This is a genomic window from Agrobacterium sp. OT33 (assembly GCF_017313365.1).
Taxonomy (GTDB): domain Bacteria; phylum Pseudomonadota; class Alphaproteobacteria; order Rhizobiales; family Rhizobiaceae; genus Agrobacterium; species Agrobacterium rhizogenes_A.
This window is the reverse complement of record NZ_JAFLMZ010000008.1, coordinates 38,727-53,180: the sequence shown is the minus strand read 5'-3', so window position 1 is coordinate 53,180 and position 14,454 is coordinate 38,727. Positions and strand designations below refer to the sequence as shown.

Genomic DNA, 14,454 nt, shown 5'->3' with positions numbered 1-14,454 from the left:
GGCAACAGGAATAGTTCAAGGAAAAACAGATGGCGCATATCGATCCTGCCGGCGGCTGGCTTCCACTGACCCAGCCACAACTCGATTTCTGGGAGGAGTTCTCCTTCCACCCCGACGAGCCGGTTTCCACGGTCGCCCATTACATCGATCTTTCGGGGGCGGTGAACGAAAGCGCGCTCCTTCAGGCGATCACCCGCACGGTGCGCGAGTCCGAGGTTCTATCGATCCGTTTTCGCGTCGGTGAGGATGGCGAGACGCCGCAGCAATGCTGCGATGCCGGCTATGCCCCGGTGGTGGCGCTTGTCGATCTCCGCACGGACCCGGCGCCCTTTGAAGAGGCGCTGCGGCGCATGAACGCCGATGTGGAGGCGAGGCTGGACCTCAGAACCGACAGGCTTTCCGCGCAGCTGCTCTACCGCATCGCCGATGATCGTTATCTCTGGTACATCCGCGCCCATCACATCGTCGTGGATGGCTATGGGTTGACGCTGGTGGAGCAGCGTTGCGGCCAGCTTTACGGGCATTATTGCGGCAAGGGCGAAGCGGGACCGGATTTCCACCCCTTCGCCAGTTTCCTCGCCGAAGAGGACGCCTACAGGCAGAGCCGGCGTTTCGAAAAGGACCGCGATTTCTGGACGGCCTATCTTTCAGCATCCGCCGATCTGCCCGTGCTGGACAAGGATTGCGAAGATTACGGCGGCGGCGGCCTGCATGCCGATGCGGCCTTGCCGCAGGGTTTCAGCACACGGTTACAGCAGATAGCCGGCCGTCTGGAAATCGGCTGGCCTGATCTTCTGGTATTGCTGTCCGGACTTTATCTTCACCGGGTTTTGCCACGTCCGGACCGTGATGTGCTGACCTTGTGGCTGCCTTTCATGAGCCGCTGGGGCAGTGTCGGTGCGCATATGCCGGCCATGCTCGTCAATATCCTGCCCTTCCACCTCACGATCGAGCCGCAGGAAAGCGTCGGCGCATTTCTGGCGCGCAATGCCGCCAATCTGCGCCGCCAGCGCCTGCATGGCCGCTACCGCATCGAGCAGATCGCCGCCGACCGGGAAATACCGAAGGGCCGGCGCTTCTTCTTCTCGCCGCTCATCAATGTGCTGCCCTTCAGCGCGCCGGTCTTTGCCGGGCTCGGCGTCGCGCGGCACATTCTCGCCAATGGTCCCGGCGACGGCTTTAACCTCACCTTCCGTGGCGAAGATGACGGCAGCGACCTGAACCTGCATATCGATGCGGATTCGGCGCTGACGCAAGCGGAGGATTTCGCCCGTTACCGCGCGGAACTGCCATTGTTCCTCGATGCCATGCTGCGCGAAGAGGCGCTGACGCTTGTGGCGGCGGAGGCGTCTACGGCGTTCCGTCTGGCGGTCTGAGGGGAAGGCCGATAACGCTTCCCCTATACTCTACGTCATCCTCGGCCTTGTGCCGAGGATCTAATCACGTCCAATAAGTCGAGGCGTTGCAGATGCTCGGGACAGGCCCGAGCATGACGGAGGAGGGCTTTCAGGATTTTGCCAACAAATTGAACCCGGCTCCGCTAAGCGAAGCCGGGTTTTCCTTGCCCCAATTCCAGCTCAGGCGAGCGTTGTCAGCACGCGGCTCGAAGCGCCGGCTTCGGCAAAACGGCTGAAGACACCGCTGGTGGTGGTGCGAAGCCGCTCGACGTCGTTGGGTCCGTAACGGTCGGAACGGTAGCTCATCAGCACACGGATGGAGCGTTCACCGCCGATCATTTCTTCCATCACCTCGAATTGCAGCCCCAGCATGGATTCGTGTTTGTCGGGGTCGATCTGGCGAAACTCCACCGGTTTGCCATCTGCTCCGGCAAGCGTGCCATTCAGCTTGTTCCTGGCGTGAATCTGGATGAAGACCTCGAACAGATGGTCGCGGCCCGGCGTCATGCCCAGCGCTTCCTCGACGAGATCGATCGGGATTTCGCTGTGTTCCAGTGAGCCGTTGATGGTGTTCTTCACCGAAGAAATCAGCTCGCCAACGGTCATGTTCTCGCCGAAGCGCACGCGATGGGCGACGACCGTGGTGAAATAGCCGATAGTGTCGAAATAACCGCTATCCGTACGGCCCGAAGCCGAGGTGCCGACCACGAGATCGGTCAAGCCACCCAGATGGCGCAGCGATGCGGCGATTGCCGCATAGACCACGTTGAACAGCGAGGCGCTGTTCTGCTTGGCAATGGCGTAAAGTCCGTCGCTGACGTGCTTCTCGATCTTGAATTCGACCCAGCCGCCTGCCGGCGCCTCATCCTGCGATGCCTCGTGCGGGGTGCTATCCTGTCCGTTGAAGGCAAGGCCCTTCGGTGCATCCCGCAACATATCGGTCCAATAGGCAAGGTGGCCGGCGTTGATGCCTGAGGCGACCTGTTTTCTGGCAAATTCATGGAAGGGCGCAGGTTTGGTTGCAAAGATCGGGGCCTTGCCGGCCACTCTTGCCCGGTAGGCTTCGGTCAGTTCGTCCATCATCAGGTTCACCGACCATTCGTCCAGCACGATGTGGTGGAAGAGGAAGGACAGCACCTGCCGGCCGGTCTGTGCATCCCGCAGGAAGCGCAGCCGTATCGGCAATTCACGCGCAAGATCGAACCGCCAGCCGGCTTCCGAATGCCGGTCCACGCCTTGGCTTTCCTCGCTGGTCCAGAACCATTTATAGCCGGGCAGGTCATGCATTGGCACGATCTTCTGCAGCACCGTGTCGTTTTCGACGTAAAAATGGGTGCGCAGGCCGGGGTGGCGCTCGATGATGTCGAGGAAGGCGCATTCGAAAGCGTTTTCATCGACGGGATCGAGGAAGTCGAGTGCGAAGGGGATGTTGAATATCTCGCCGAAACCGAAGGCGGCATAGGCCTTCCAGAGCGACATCTGCGCCAGCGAAAGCGGCGCGGTCAGCGAGCCGTTTGCCGTTGCCTCGGCTTGCCCGGGCGCTGCGGTTTCCAGAAGCGTCGCCTGTGTGGCGAGCGAGGCGGCGGTGGGATAGCTGAACAGGTCGTTGAAGCGCAGCGCGATGCCGTGATTGCTGAGGAGACGCCCGATGATGCGGGTGGCGATCAGCGAATGACCGCCGAAATCGAAGAAATCGTCATCCGCTCCCATATCCGGTGCGGCGAGCGCTTCGCGGAATTCGGCAAGGATTGCCGCGGTAGTCCTGTCATTGCCGTGGCTGGCCGGCAGGTGAGCCGGCTGCTCCATTGCCTGGGGTGCGGTTTGGGGCAGGATGCCGGAAAAATCCGCGCCGCCTTCGAGATGGCTGACGAAACGCTCCAGCAGGAAGGCCGTCGCATGCGGAGATGTTTCCCTGCCGCCGGTCAGTTCAAGGCGGATATCGCCCGAAGCTGTCGGGCCGGCGGCCAGCGTGAGGCCAAGGCCGGATTGCAGCGAGGGCAGGGGCAGGTGTTCGAACTGGAGGCCATGCTCCGATACGGCCTGAACCGGCGCTGCCAGCGCATGCAGCGTGAAAGTGGCCGCTTCGCCATCATTGTCATTTCGCTGTTCCAGCCCCGCCAGCACGGCTTTTTCCGCCTGTTCGGGCGAGTGGCCGCGCGAAATCGATATCCGTGCGCCGGTCTCCGGCGAAAGCGGTGCGGTGGCGTCGGCGCCGGGCTGCCGGGGCAAACGCACCGTCACGGTCTCGGGACCGCCATTCGTTGACAGGAAAAGCGAAAACCGTGCGCCGGCACGGGCGAGAAGTGCGCTCATCGCGGTGGAACTGCTCAGGCCAAGCAGGGTGGCGGGAAGATCGACGCCATGGCTGTGGCTTGCCGGCCTTTCGGCCTTGTTCTGCCGCAGCGCCACGACGGTGGAGCCCGAGGCGGGCCGTTGCAGCCAGTGGAGCGGAAGCGGATCGACGCCGCCATTTTCGACCGTCCTCGGGGAAAGCGGCTTCGGTGCCTCACCGGCATAGGCGGCGGAAATGCCTTCCAGCAGGATCTGCGGCGAGAGGACTTCGCCGAGCAGGCCGTGGACCAGAAATGCCAGCAGGATTTCCCCTTCGCTCAAAAGCACGACGGCCTGAAAAGGCGGGTCGGTTTCGGCATCGAAGGGCCTTGCCTGCAGGTCGTGCAGCAGGGTGAGAGCCTCGTCCGCCGAGGGAACATGCAACAATTGCACGATGGATGCGGACGGGGCCTCGATGCTCTTGGCAAGAGTGCCATCCTCTCCGAAGGTAAAGCGTGCCCGAAGCGCGGGCCATGTCTCGCAGATCGTCTTCAGGGCCGCCGTCAGGCGCAACAGGTCGCATTCCTCGCCGATGCGATAGGCGAGAAGATGCCGGAAAACCTGATCGGGATCCTGAAACTGCCCGAACCAGACCCGCTCTTCGTATGGGCTCGGCGGAGCTGCGGCCTCTCTATCGAAGGTCTCGTCGATGCGACGTGCGAGCATACGTGTATTGTCTGCTGCCATGGTCCTCTCCTTGGAAATATTCGGGGTATCGCGCTCCAGCGCGAGAAGTGCTGTTTTGCGGGATCAATGTCCCGCACGTGACCGTTCGATCAGCGCCTGCCAGGCGGCGAGCGTGGGTTGCCGGGCCAGATCGTCATAATCGAGCCGAGCCCCGGCAAGCTGCGAAAGCGGCGGGATGAGGCGCATGAGGGCCAGTGAATGAAGCCCGTGGCCGAACAGATTGTCCCCCGGTTCGATATCGCGCACCTCATCTTCCAGAACCCCGGCAAGAAGGGTCTTGAGTTCCGTCATCATCGTTTCTGCCTGCAGCATGGCACCCGCCGTGATTGCCGGTTCATTCATCGAAGTGATCATGAACGCCGCTGGCGCCGCGTCGCCAGTAACCGGAAGCGCGTGTCCATTTGGGGTTTGCGCCGAACTCCCCGATCAGAAGGGCACGTACATCCTTTGCGGTTTTCGATTCGCAGGCGACCCAGCTGAAGAAATCACCATCAGGCAGATCGAGCTTGCGCAACGCGTCCGTCAATGCGTTGTGACCGGTCCCGTTTTCCGTCTTCTGCGTCACCCACACGATCGAGGCGTCAGCCTTCGTTACGATGTCCAGACGGTCGGCTTCCGTCTCGACCTCGATCAGCGCCACGGCGCGGGTCCCCCTGGGCATTTCCTCCAGCCGCCGCGCCAGCGCGGGAAGGCCGGTATCGTCGGCAATCAGCAGGTGCCAGTCATAGGTGAAAGGAACGGTGAAGGAACCGCGCGGACCGGCGATCCACGCCCGGTCGCCCACCTTTGCGGCTTTCGCCCAGTTGCTGGCGGGGCCGTCATGATGGGTGGCGAAATCGATGGCGAGTTCGCCCTTTTCGGCATCGAAACTGCGCGGTGTATAATCGCGCGCCAGCGGGCGCGGTGCGCCTTCCGGGAATTCAATGCCATTCGGCCCGATCACCGGCAGGCTCGGTTCTGTTTCGCCGGGCTGGGGGAAGAACATCTTGACGTGGTCATCGAAACCGAGGCTCGCAAAGCCCTCCAGTTCCGGTCCGGTCAGGACGATGCGGACCATGGACCGGCTGAGCTTTTCCACCCGCGCGACATCAAGGCAACGCAGCGTGACGGGGTAGCGATGGCGTTTGGGCGTACGGTCCGCAACCGTGGCGTCTAGGGTTTCTGGAGAGCTCATACTATTGTCTTTCCTGGGATTTTGCCGATGGAGCCGGCGGTCTCGCTGTCCCGGATCGGCATGCCGGACAATCGCGCATCGGGATTTTTCAGGCGAGCGATCCGGCATCGTTGCTTCAAGATGTGCGAACCATAACAGCCGGTTTCAGCTGCCGCAATATAACTTTCTTTAAAAACTCAAGTTTATGCCCGGCGCAGAAATGCGCCGGGATTTTCCGTTGTGGAGAAACTTAGCGGCGGCCCGCCCAGCTTTCGACAGCGTCCAGCGCATGCAGGGCACTCGGGATGGAGGGCGTCGTGACCCTGGTGGAATCGAGGAACACGATCCTGCCTTCGCGGGCGGGTTTCACGAAGCGCTCCCAGCCGGGAATGATCTTTTCCAGTGCCGCGCGCGTTCCATCCTCGCCGCGGGCCGGACTGTTATAGCTGTTCATCACCACCAGCAGATCGGGGTTGAGCTTGCCGAAAGCCTCGGCACCCAGCGGCATGGTAAGGGTTGAGCCAAGCCCGCCAGACGGAGCGGCGTTATCGATCTTCAACCTGATGTAACCGAGATCTTCCAGTGCCTGCACCGCGCCGGACATGTCGCCGACCGCATTGATCTGGTCGGTCAGCAGAATTGCCAGATACGTCTTGCCTTTGACATCCTCGCCCAGCGCCGTTTTGACGGCGGCGAGTTTGGTGTCATAGGCTTTCCGGCGCTCGGCGAAAATGTCGCTTCGTCCCACAAGGCCGGCAAGATTTTCTTCCACGTTGAAACCATAGGCATGGCCGGTGCTGACTTTTTGCAGATAGACGGGGGCCACGGTGGAAAGCTGTTCAGCCTTGCCGCCATCCATTTCCGTCGCCACGATCAGATCCGGTTGCAGCGCCCGCAGCTTTTCAAGGTCGATCTGGCCGACTGCGCCGAAACCACTGGGTTTCACATGGCCTTCGCCGAGAACCGTATCGATAAAATCGACGGCGGTGGCGAATTTGCCGTCGCTGTTGCGGCCATAGGCACCGACCACATTGGCGCCGAGATCCATCAGCGGCACGCCCAGGAGCGGTTCATGCATGACGACGATGCGCTGCGGCTTCTCCGGAACGGAAACGATGCGGCCGGCGGCGTCGGTCACGCTGCGCTCGGCGGCAAGGCTGGTTCCGGCCGCCAGAAAGGCGGCGATGAGGATGGCAATTCGCATGGCATTCCCTTTATTCGATGTCTTCAGTGACTGTTGGTTCTGCGCAGCGACTGCAGGCGCAGCGTGAGGATGAAAAGCGGCACGCCGATCAGCGTCAGCGCAAGGCCGATCGGCATCGGTGTGTCTGCTACAAGCCCGCGCGACAGCGTATCGGCGGTTACCACCAATATGCCGCCGGTGAGCCCCGACAGGAAAAGCCTGGCACGGCCGACGGCGGGCGAAACGAAGGTGGCGAGATGCGGGGCGATGACGCCGAGGAAGGTCAGCGGGCCAACCGCCGTAACGGAGGAGGCGCTGAGGATGACCGCGAAAACGATGACGAGCGGGCGCGAATGCCGGACGGTTTCGCCGAGCGCCATGGCCATTTCATTGCCGAGATCGAAGACGGCAAGCGCCCGTCCGATGAGGAAAATACCCACAAGGCTTGCGGCGAAGAGGGGCGCGAAAACGAGGATGGTCGACCAGCTTGCCTGAAACAGCGAACCCGCCATCCAGTCGGCCAGCGACAGCGAGGTTTCGGCCGGCGTGTAGAGCAGAAGCACCGAGGAAACGGAGGAAAGCGCCGATTCAATTGCGATGCCCATCAGCAATATGGCAAGGCCGCTCGAACGTTCACGCCCAACAAGCGCGATCAGGAGGAAGGCCACAGCCAGACCGCCGCCGACGGCCGCAAGCGCTACCATGGTTTTCGGCGCGGCCGGCACCAGCACCAGAAGCAGCATGATGGTGGTCATCGACCCCTGGCTCAGGCCGAAAAGGCCGGGATCGGCAAGCGGATTGCGAGCGACGGATTGCAGCATGGCGCCTGCCAGCGCCACACTCCAGCCGGCCATGAAACCGAGAAGGATGCGCGGCAGCCGCACCGTCCACAGCGCATAGGCCTGATCGTCATTAAGGTGCCCGCCGGCCAACCCGCGCAGGAGATCGGTGAGGCCCGTTTCGGTATTGCCGAGGCTGACGGACAGGGCGGCGAGCGCCAGCGCCAGTGCAAGCAAGGCAAGGCCGGCTTTGAGATTGCCGATGCCGATCTGCAGGCCGCTCGGCAGCCTGAGCACCGCTTTGCCGTCGGTGGCGAAATGCCGTTTCATGAAAGCCCCCTTCATGAAAGCCCCCTTGCCGAAGGCGAAAGATAAAAGCGCTTGACGATGACGATGAAGACGAGGCCGCCGAGCAGGTCCATGAACAGGCCGGTATTGACCACATAGGGTGCAAACAGGGTTTGCGCGCCAAGATCGGCCAGCACGCAAAGGCCCGCGCCGACCAGCGCGGAAGCCGGCAAAGCGAGCGTGAAATTCACGCCGACCAGCGGCCGGATCATATGCGGCACGATGAGGCCGACGAAACCGATCGGGCCGCAGATCGCCACGGCCGAGCCTGATGCCAGCATGGTGGCGAAGAGCGCGACCCGGGAAATATGCGTCACATTCACACCGGCGGAGGCGGCTTTTTCCGCGCCCAGCAGAACGAGCGTCAGCGGCCGTGCGACCGACAACAAGATCACCATCGCAATGGCGCCGATCCACCAGAAGTCGGTGAGCCGCTCGGCATAGACGTGATTGATATTGCCACCCACCCAGCTCAGGAATTCGGCGCGGCGTGTTGGGTTGGAAAGAAGCAGGGCGTTGGTGACGCCGATCAGCAGCATGGAAACCAGCGCGCCCGCAAGGATGAGCGACAGGCCGCGCGGATCGTTCGCCCGTCCGGCGAGACGCGCAACGAAAAAGCAGGCGATGAAACCGAAACCGGCACCCGCGAGTGCGGTAAGCCCCTGTATTTCGGGAGAGACATCAAACACCAGCGCGCCGGTGACCACAAAAAGCGTCGCACCGGCATTCAGCCCAAGGGTGGAGGGTGAGGCGAGGGGATTGCGGACAAGCCCCTGCAGCACGCAGCCGCTGACAGCCGTAGTCGCCCCCACATAGATTGCAATCAGCGAGCGCGGGATTTGCTGATAGAGAAGCACCGACTGCTCATAGGTTTCGGCCTCGCCGCGCCAGAGCGTTGCAAGTATTTCGGCAAGCGGCATGTCGCCGGTCATGACAAGCAGATTGATGGCGAGAATGGCGGCCAGCAGCAGTGCTGTGGCGAAAATCAGCGTTATTTTCGAGGTCATGCCGGAATGGCCTGTTCCTGCCGCTCCAGCTTGGGCACGCAGATGAGCCGACCCTGACGCGAGAAGATATCGGCTTCGAGATCGAAGACCTCGGCGACATTTTCGGGCGTGACGGTTTTTTGAACCGGCCCGGATGCCAGAACCCGCCCGGCTTTCAGCATGATGACATCATCGGCGAAAGTGGAGGCGAGGTTGAGATCGTGCAGCACGACGATCACGGTCTTGCCGTGCCTGTCGGTCAATTCGCGCACAAGGCCAAGAACGGCATATTGATATTTCATGTCGAGATGGTTGACCGGCTCGTCCATCAGGATCACGTCCGTATCCTGTGCCAGCACCATGGCGATGAAGGCGCGCTGCCGCTGCCCGCCGGACAGCGTGTTGACCTGCGCCTTCGCCTTGTCTTCCAGCCCGACGGTCTTCAGCGCGTCAGCGAAAAGCACCCGGTCGCGCTCTGTCGGGCCGCCGCCAAGCCCGTAACGGGCGTAACCGGCAAGCTCGATCAGCTCGCCAAGCGTCATATAGTCAGGGCAATGGCATTCCTGCGGCAGATAGGCGATACGGCGGGCGAGGTCCCGACGTGCGATCTCGCCGACTGAACGCTCACCAAGCCTTATCGCGCCTGATGACAAAGGCACGAAACCCATGATGGTCTTCAGCAGCGTCGACTTGCCGCAGCCATTGGGGCCGACCAGCGCCGTCACCCGGCCTGCTCGGAAACGGGCGGACAGTCCTCTCAAGACGGGAACATGTCCATAGCTGGCGTGAAGGTCCGTCGCGTCAAGCACCGGATACAACTCCTGTTATTCATGTGAGCATGCGTCGAGACGCCGCAATGGTATGGTAATACATTGATTTTAAACATCGAATTCGCAGAATTCAGGATTTGTTCCGGCGAGTGCGATGCTCTGATCTTGAAGCGACACTAAACTATAGTAAAACTCTCCACAAATCGAAATTTGCCGATTCAGCGCGCGGATTTCTTCCCGGTTATTTCAGTCGAGGTGCATCATGTCAGTCGCAGCCAAGCTCCATGTCGGCATGTCGCTGGCCCCAACCTGGCTCAGCGGCGAGGCGTGGCGGCGTGCGGACAGCGATATAAACGGGGTGTTTTCCAGCGATTATTTCGTCGATCTGGCGCAGCGCGCGGAGGCGGCGCATGTGGATTTCGTCTTCCGGCCCGATACGCTTTTCCTGCGCACCGAGGGGCTGGAAACCGGCGGCGGATTTGCCAGCATGGACCCGACCATGCTTCTCGCCGCAATTGCGCGGGAAACCAGCCATGTCGGCCTGTTGTCCACCGTATCGACCACATTTCTGCCGCCCTATGTGGTGGCCCGCCAGATTCAGTCGTTGAACTGGCTGAGCAACGGCCGCGCGGGGTGGAATATCGTCACGGCGCTGGAGGGGCACGAAAATTTCGGCCTTAAGGAAATGCCGTCGCCGCAGGAACGGTACGAGCGCGCCGCCGAATTCACACAGGTGGTGAAGGAACTGTGGGCAAGCTTTCCCCATGAGGCGCTGAAGCTCGACAGGGAAAACGGGCGGTTCGCCGATTCTTCGCTGGTGCGGCCGGTGGCTCACGAGGGCAGGCATTTCAGCGTCAAGGGCCCGCTTAACCTGCCGGCCCATGCCAGCCGCATTCCGCTGGTGCAGGCGGGCGCTTCTCCCGAGGGCCGTGATTTCGCCTCGTCGGTGGCGGACGCGGTTTTTGCCTCCACGCCGGATATGCAGGCGGCCATCGAGCTCAGGGCGGATTTGCGGCGGCGTGCCGAGGGGCATGGCCGCAACCCCGATAGCGTGAAGCTGATGCCGGGCCTCAGCCTCTATCTCGCCGACACCGGCAGGGAGGCGCTTGAACTCTTTGCGGAGACCCATTCCCGAGCCAACCGCGCCCGTGCCTTTGCCTCCATCCGCGATATGACCGGCCTTGATCTCGCCGACTGGCCGCTCACGCGGGTGGTGACAGCGTCTGACCTGCCGCCACCGCCGGAGACACCGAGAAGCCGCACCCACGCAAACCTGTTGCGACGGCTGATCGAGCGGGAGACGCTGAGCGTCGCGGATTTGCTGCGGCGTCCGGAGGTGATGGGATCCGGCCATTGGCAGATCATCGGCACGGTCGAGGATGCTGTCGAGACTATCCGCGAATGGGCGATGGCCGGTGCCATCGACGGTTTTGTTGCGGTGCCGGGTGGGTCGGTTGCCTCCATGCGGCTGGTGCTGGAGCGCCTGCTGCCAAGGCTTGCCGATGCCGGGCTGTTCCGCACGGCCTATTCCGGCCGCACCTTTGCGGAGCATCTGGCCGAATAAGCCTATGCTCCGCCGGATTCGGCTGTCGCCTTTTGGGCTGCTTCGATCAATCGGGAAAAATGCTGCTCCGTCTCGGCGGTGGCGACGAAGGATACGGTGGTGACGACACAACAGAGTTCGCCCTGCGCGTCGAAAACCGGTGCGGCCTTGCCAGTCAGGGCGGAGAACAGATGTTCATTGAGTTCCGCGCCACCGACCTCACGGATGGTTTCCAGAATGCCGGCTTCTGGCCGGGAGCCGCGAAAGGCGGCCGGTTGCAGCCTGCGCACGGCGGTTATCCTCTCCGGCGGAAGGTAAGCCTGAAAAACCAGCCCGCAGGCGCTGTTGTCCAGCGGCAGAACATCGCCCAGCGCCACGGTGCTGATGGAAAAACTGGCGCTTCTCGCCCATCGCACCACGGTCGGGCCGCGTTCGGTCCAGATCGCCACGCCGCAGCTGGCGCCGATCTCGGAGGCAAGCGCTTTCATCTGGCGTCCGGCGGTTTCGACCGGATTGATTCGCCTCAGCGCGCTGATACCGATCCCCAGCGCCGCAGGTCCGAGATCGTAACTGCCGCTTGCCGGGTCCTGTGTCACCAGCCCCTCGCGCACGAGGCTTTGCATGTAACGATGCGCGGTGGAGCGGCCGGTGCCGGCACGTTTGGCCAGTTCGCCAAGTGCCAGCGCCGTATCCGATCTGGCGAGGAGATTTAGAAAACGCGCCGCGATCGATACGGACTGGATGAGGGCCGAGCGCTTTTCGCCCTCGTTTTCCGGCAGGTCGTCCGCATCGTCATCCATGGTGCTCAAGCCGATTCCCCCCGTTCATGGCCTGACCATGCCTAACGCATCAGCCCACAAATCGGAATCGATTTCTGGCGGGAAAACGGGTGGTTCGGATGTGTTGCCTTTCACGCGGGGCAAAGGCGGTCGATAAACTTTGTTGTAAATATGGCACATCCCGCTGTGGAACCCTGTTTGTCCGCAATACGGAATGCATTCTCTATTGCGAAACAGATAACGCTTCCGTTACTTGAATATGACTTTAATACTCATGTTTATTAGGGGTGTGTGATGGGGTTTAGTTCTAACGGTCGTTTGATGAGCGGGGTCAGCGCTCTGACGCTGGCGACAATGTTTGTGACGCCGGTTCTCGGTCAGGATCAGCAGGCTGATGCGGCGGGCACCACCGTCTTGAAGCCGATTGTCGTGACCGGTGAAAAAGTGGCGCGCGACATGAAGAACACGGCATCGTCCGTGTCAGTCAAAACCGCTGAGGAAATCAAAAAGGAAAAGACCGGCGACCCGACCGTGTCGGAAGCGATCAAGGATATTCCGAACATCGTCTACACCGACAATGTCAGTGCACCCATCATTCGCGGACAGGATACGCAGGGGCCGAATACGGGCTCTATCGCCTTCTTCACCGGCACGGTGCCGCGCGCCACGATCAATGTCGATGGCCATTATCTCGGTTATAACGAGTTCATCTATGGTGCGAGTTCCATCTGGGACGTGGACAGCATCGAGGTCTTCCGTGGCCCGCAGACCACTTCTCAGGGTGCAAACGCCATTGCCGGCGCGATCCTCGTCAACACCAAGGACCCGACCTTTACGCCGGAAGCCAGCTATCAGGCGGAAATCGGCAACTATCACCAGAAGCGCGGTTCCTTCGCCTTTTCCGGTCCGCTGATCGAGGATGAGCTGGCGGCGCGCATGGCGATCGATTATTCCGGCCGCGATACCTTCATCGACTACATCAATTCCGCCTTCGCCCATGAGGGTACGGACCAGAACTTCAAGGAGTTCAACGGTCGCTTCAAGCTTCTGTGGGAACCGTCGGAAATCCCCGGTCTTTCGACCAAGCTGACCTATTCCTACAACGCCTCCAACCGGCCGAGCCAGGAAGCGGCGTCGCGTCCCTTCGAGGATCTCAACCACGTCACCACAACGATGCCGAATTTCAGCCAGTACACCAATACCGGCATTCTCGACATCAATTACGATTTCGAAAACGGCGTGAAACTGTTCAATCAGACACAGTTCTCCTCGTCCATCGCCAAACGCCGGGTCGGCATTGCGAATACGGGTGATGCCGATATCGACCTGAAGAACACCTCCCACGAGACGCGTGTGACATTCGGCGATCAGGAAGATGTGCTGAGCGGTGTCGCGGGTATTTATTACGCACATACGAAAGCCGACGAGATACTTTATCTGCGCGGAACCTCGCGCTTCAACGATACCAAGGACAATCTCGGTCTCTTCAGCGAGTTGAGCTATCGCCTGACCGACCAATGGACCCTGACGGGCGGCCTGCGTTACCAGCAGGACCAGATCCAGCGCTCCGGTTACCGGACGCTGAGTGCCACCAGCACCAGCTCGGTCGATTATGACGAAACCTTCTCGGAAATCCTGCCCAAGGCGTCGCTTGCCTATGCCATCAATGACGACTGGACGGTGGGCGGCCTGATCAGCCGCGGTTACAATCCCGGCGGCGTCGCATTCGACCTGACGACCAGCAAATGGCGCACCTTCGACAAGGAAACCATCTGGAACTATGAGCTCTTCACCCGCGCCAGCCTGCTGGACGATACGCTGACGGTGAACGGCAACCTGTTCTACATGGATATGAAGAATGCCCAGTTTAACGTGCCGGTCGTCGTCTCCACGGGCATCAGCGAATCCTACACGGTCAATGCCGAAGAGGCCCATGCTTACGGTCTGGAAATCAGCGCGGATTATCGGGTTCTCGACAATCTGACGCTGAAGGCCAGCGCCGGTCTGCTGAAGACGAAGATCGACGAGATTTCCAGCAATGCCGCCTATGTCGGCAAGGAATTCGCCAAGTCGCCGGGTTACAGCTTCACTGTCGGCGCAAGCTGGGACGTGACGGACAAGTTCACCGTCTCAGGCCAGGTGCGCCATCTCGACGGTTATTATTCCGACACGGATAACAAGGCCATTTATGCGATCGATCCCTATACGATCGCGGATGTGCGGGCGAGCTACAAGCTTCAGGACGAGCTTGAATTCTACGCCTACGTCAAGAACGTCTTCGACGAGCGCGCGCCGACGCTGATGAAGGAAAACCGCGGCATTGGCGGCATCGAGGCCAGCATGACCGAACCGCGCATGTTCGGCATCGGCGTGCGCGGCACGTTCTGAGCCGTCACCTGAGCTCGAAAAGAAAAAGGCCTTCGAAGCGATCTTCGGAGGCCTTTCTGTTTCAAGGGGTATTGCTCCCGATGATACGATTTGAGCTTGGCTCAGAGGGC

The 14,454-nt window shown here is 61.1% G+C and carries 11 protein-coding genes; 3 read left to right on the top strand and 8 right to left on the bottom strand.

The features are described 5' to 3' along the window. Positions 1-29 precede the first annotated feature (29 nt). A complete protein-coding gene (locus tag JZX88_RS18820; RefSeq protein WP_206914415.1) occupies positions 30-1,376 on the top strand; it encodes a condensation domain-containing protein in 1,347 nt (448 codons plus the stop codon). Between the two features lie 201 nt (positions 1,377-1,577). On the opposite strand, the gene JZX88_RS18815 is transcribed toward JZX88_RS18820, so the two are convergent. From JZX88_RS18815 to JZX88_RS18785, 7 genes are all read right to left on the bottom strand, one after another. Then, positions 1,578-4,415, bottom strand: coding sequence for a condensation domain-containing protein (locus JZX88_RS18815; RefSeq protein WP_206914414.1), 2,838 nt, complete (start codon positions 4,413-4,415; stop codon positions 1,578-1,580). 63 nt (positions 4,416-4,478) lie between these two features. Further along, a complete protein-coding gene (locus JZX88_RS18810; RefSeq protein ID WP_206914413.1) occupies positions 4,479-4,757 on the bottom strand; it encodes a phosphopantetheine-binding protein in 279 nt (92 codons plus the stop codon). Continuing rightward, complete coding sequence (locus JZX88_RS18805; RefSeq protein WP_206914412.1) at positions 4,750-5,589, bottom strand: siderophore-interacting protein; 840 nt, start codon at positions 5,587-5,589, stop codon at positions 4,750-4,752. The genes JZX88_RS18810 and JZX88_RS18805 overlap by 8 nt, the downstream gene beginning before the upstream one ends. A 229-nt stretch (positions 5,590-5,818) precedes the next feature. Further along, on the bottom strand, positions 5,819-6,772 hold the full coding sequence (locus JZX88_RS18800) for an ABC transporter substrate-binding protein (RefSeq protein ID WP_206914411.1): 954 nt from the start codon (positions 6,770-6,772) through the stop codon (positions 5,819-5,821). Between the two features lie 23 nt (positions 6,773-6,795). Next, positions 6,796-7,860 carry an iron ABC transporter permease gene (locus JZX88_RS18795; protein ID WP_206914410.1) on the bottom strand — a complete coding sequence of 355 codons (1,065 nt, stop codon included), beginning with the start codon at positions 7,858-7,860 and terminating at the stop codon, positions 6,796-6,798. Between the two features lie 11 nt (positions 7,861-7,871). Beyond that, entirely contained in the window at positions 7,872-8,885 is a 1,014-nt protein-coding gene (locus JZX88_RS18790; RefSeq protein WP_206914409.1) for an iron ABC transporter permease, read from the bottom strand. Then, positions 8,882-9,682, bottom strand: coding sequence for an ABC transporter ATP-binding protein (locus JZX88_RS18785; protein ID WP_206914408.1), 801 nt, complete (start codon positions 9,680-9,682; stop codon positions 8,882-8,884). The genes JZX88_RS18790 and JZX88_RS18785 overlap by 4 nt, the downstream gene beginning before the upstream one ends. 214 nt (positions 9,683-9,896) lie before the next feature. Between JZX88_RS18785 and JZX88_RS18780 the strand changes: the two genes are divergently transcribed. Next, entirely contained in the window at positions 9,897-11,198 is a 1,302-nt protein-coding gene (locus JZX88_RS18780; RefSeq protein WP_206914407.1) for an NtaA/DmoA family FMN-dependent monooxygenase, read from the top strand. A 2-nt stretch (positions 11,199-11,200) separates the two neighbouring features. Here JZX88_RS18780 and JZX88_RS18775 read toward each other — a convergent pair whose 3' ends face one another. Then, positions 11,201-11,977 (bottom strand): IclR family transcriptional regulator, encoded by a 777-nt coding sequence (locus JZX88_RS18775; protein ID WP_065117736.1) that lies wholly within the window; start codon positions 11,975-11,977, stop codon positions 11,201-11,203. Between the two features lie 300 nt (positions 11,978-12,277). On the opposite strand from JZX88_RS18775, the gene JZX88_RS18770 reads away from it, so the two are divergent. Further along, positions 12,278-14,344: a TonB-dependent receptor gene (locus JZX88_RS18770; protein ID WP_077767902.1), complete on the top strand. Its 2,067-nt coding sequence runs from the start codon at positions 12,278-12,280 to the stop codon at positions 14,342-14,344. The last annotated feature ends 110 nt before the right edge of the window (positions 14,345-14,454 follow it).

Bases quoted from the DNA above. Each gene is read 5' to 3' on its own strand.
- JZX88_RS18820 (WP_206914415.1), top strand. From the start codon at position 30: ATGGCGCATATCGATCCTGCCGGCGGCTGGCTTCCACTGACCCAGCCA.
- JZX88_RS18815 (WP_206914414.1), bottom strand. From the start codon at position 4,415: ATGGCAGCAGACAATACACGTATGCTCGCACGTCGCATCGACGAGACC.
- JZX88_RS18810 (WP_206914413.1), bottom strand. From the start codon at position 4,757: ATGAATGAACCGGCAATCACGGCGGGTGCCATGCTGCAGGCAGAAACG.
- JZX88_RS18805 (WP_206914412.1), bottom strand. From the start codon at position 5,589: ATGAGCTCTCCAGAAACCCTAGACGCCACGGTTGCGGACCGTACGCCC.
- JZX88_RS18800 (WP_206914411.1), bottom strand. From the start codon at position 6,772: ATGCGAATTGCCATCCTCATCGCCGCCTTTCTGGCGGCCGGAACCAGC.
- JZX88_RS18795 (WP_206914410.1), bottom strand. From the start codon at position 7,860: ATGAAACGGCATTTCGCCACCGACGGCAAAGCGGTGCTCAGGCTGCCG.
- JZX88_RS18790 (WP_206914409.1), bottom strand. From the start codon at position 8,885: ATGACCTCGAAAATAACGCTGATTTTCGCCACAGCACTGCTGCTGGCC.
- JZX88_RS18780 (WP_206914407.1), top strand. From the start codon at position 9,897: ATGTCAGTCGCAGCCAAGCTCCATGTCGGCATGTCGCTGGCCCCAACC.
- JZX88_RS18775 (WP_065117736.1), bottom strand. From the start codon at position 11,977: ATGGATGACGATGCGGACGACCTGCCGGAAAACGAGGGCGAAAAGCGC.
- JZX88_RS18770 (WP_077767902.1), top strand. From the start codon at position 12,278: ATGAGCGGGGTCAGCGCTCTGACGCTGGCGACAATGTTTGTGACGCCG.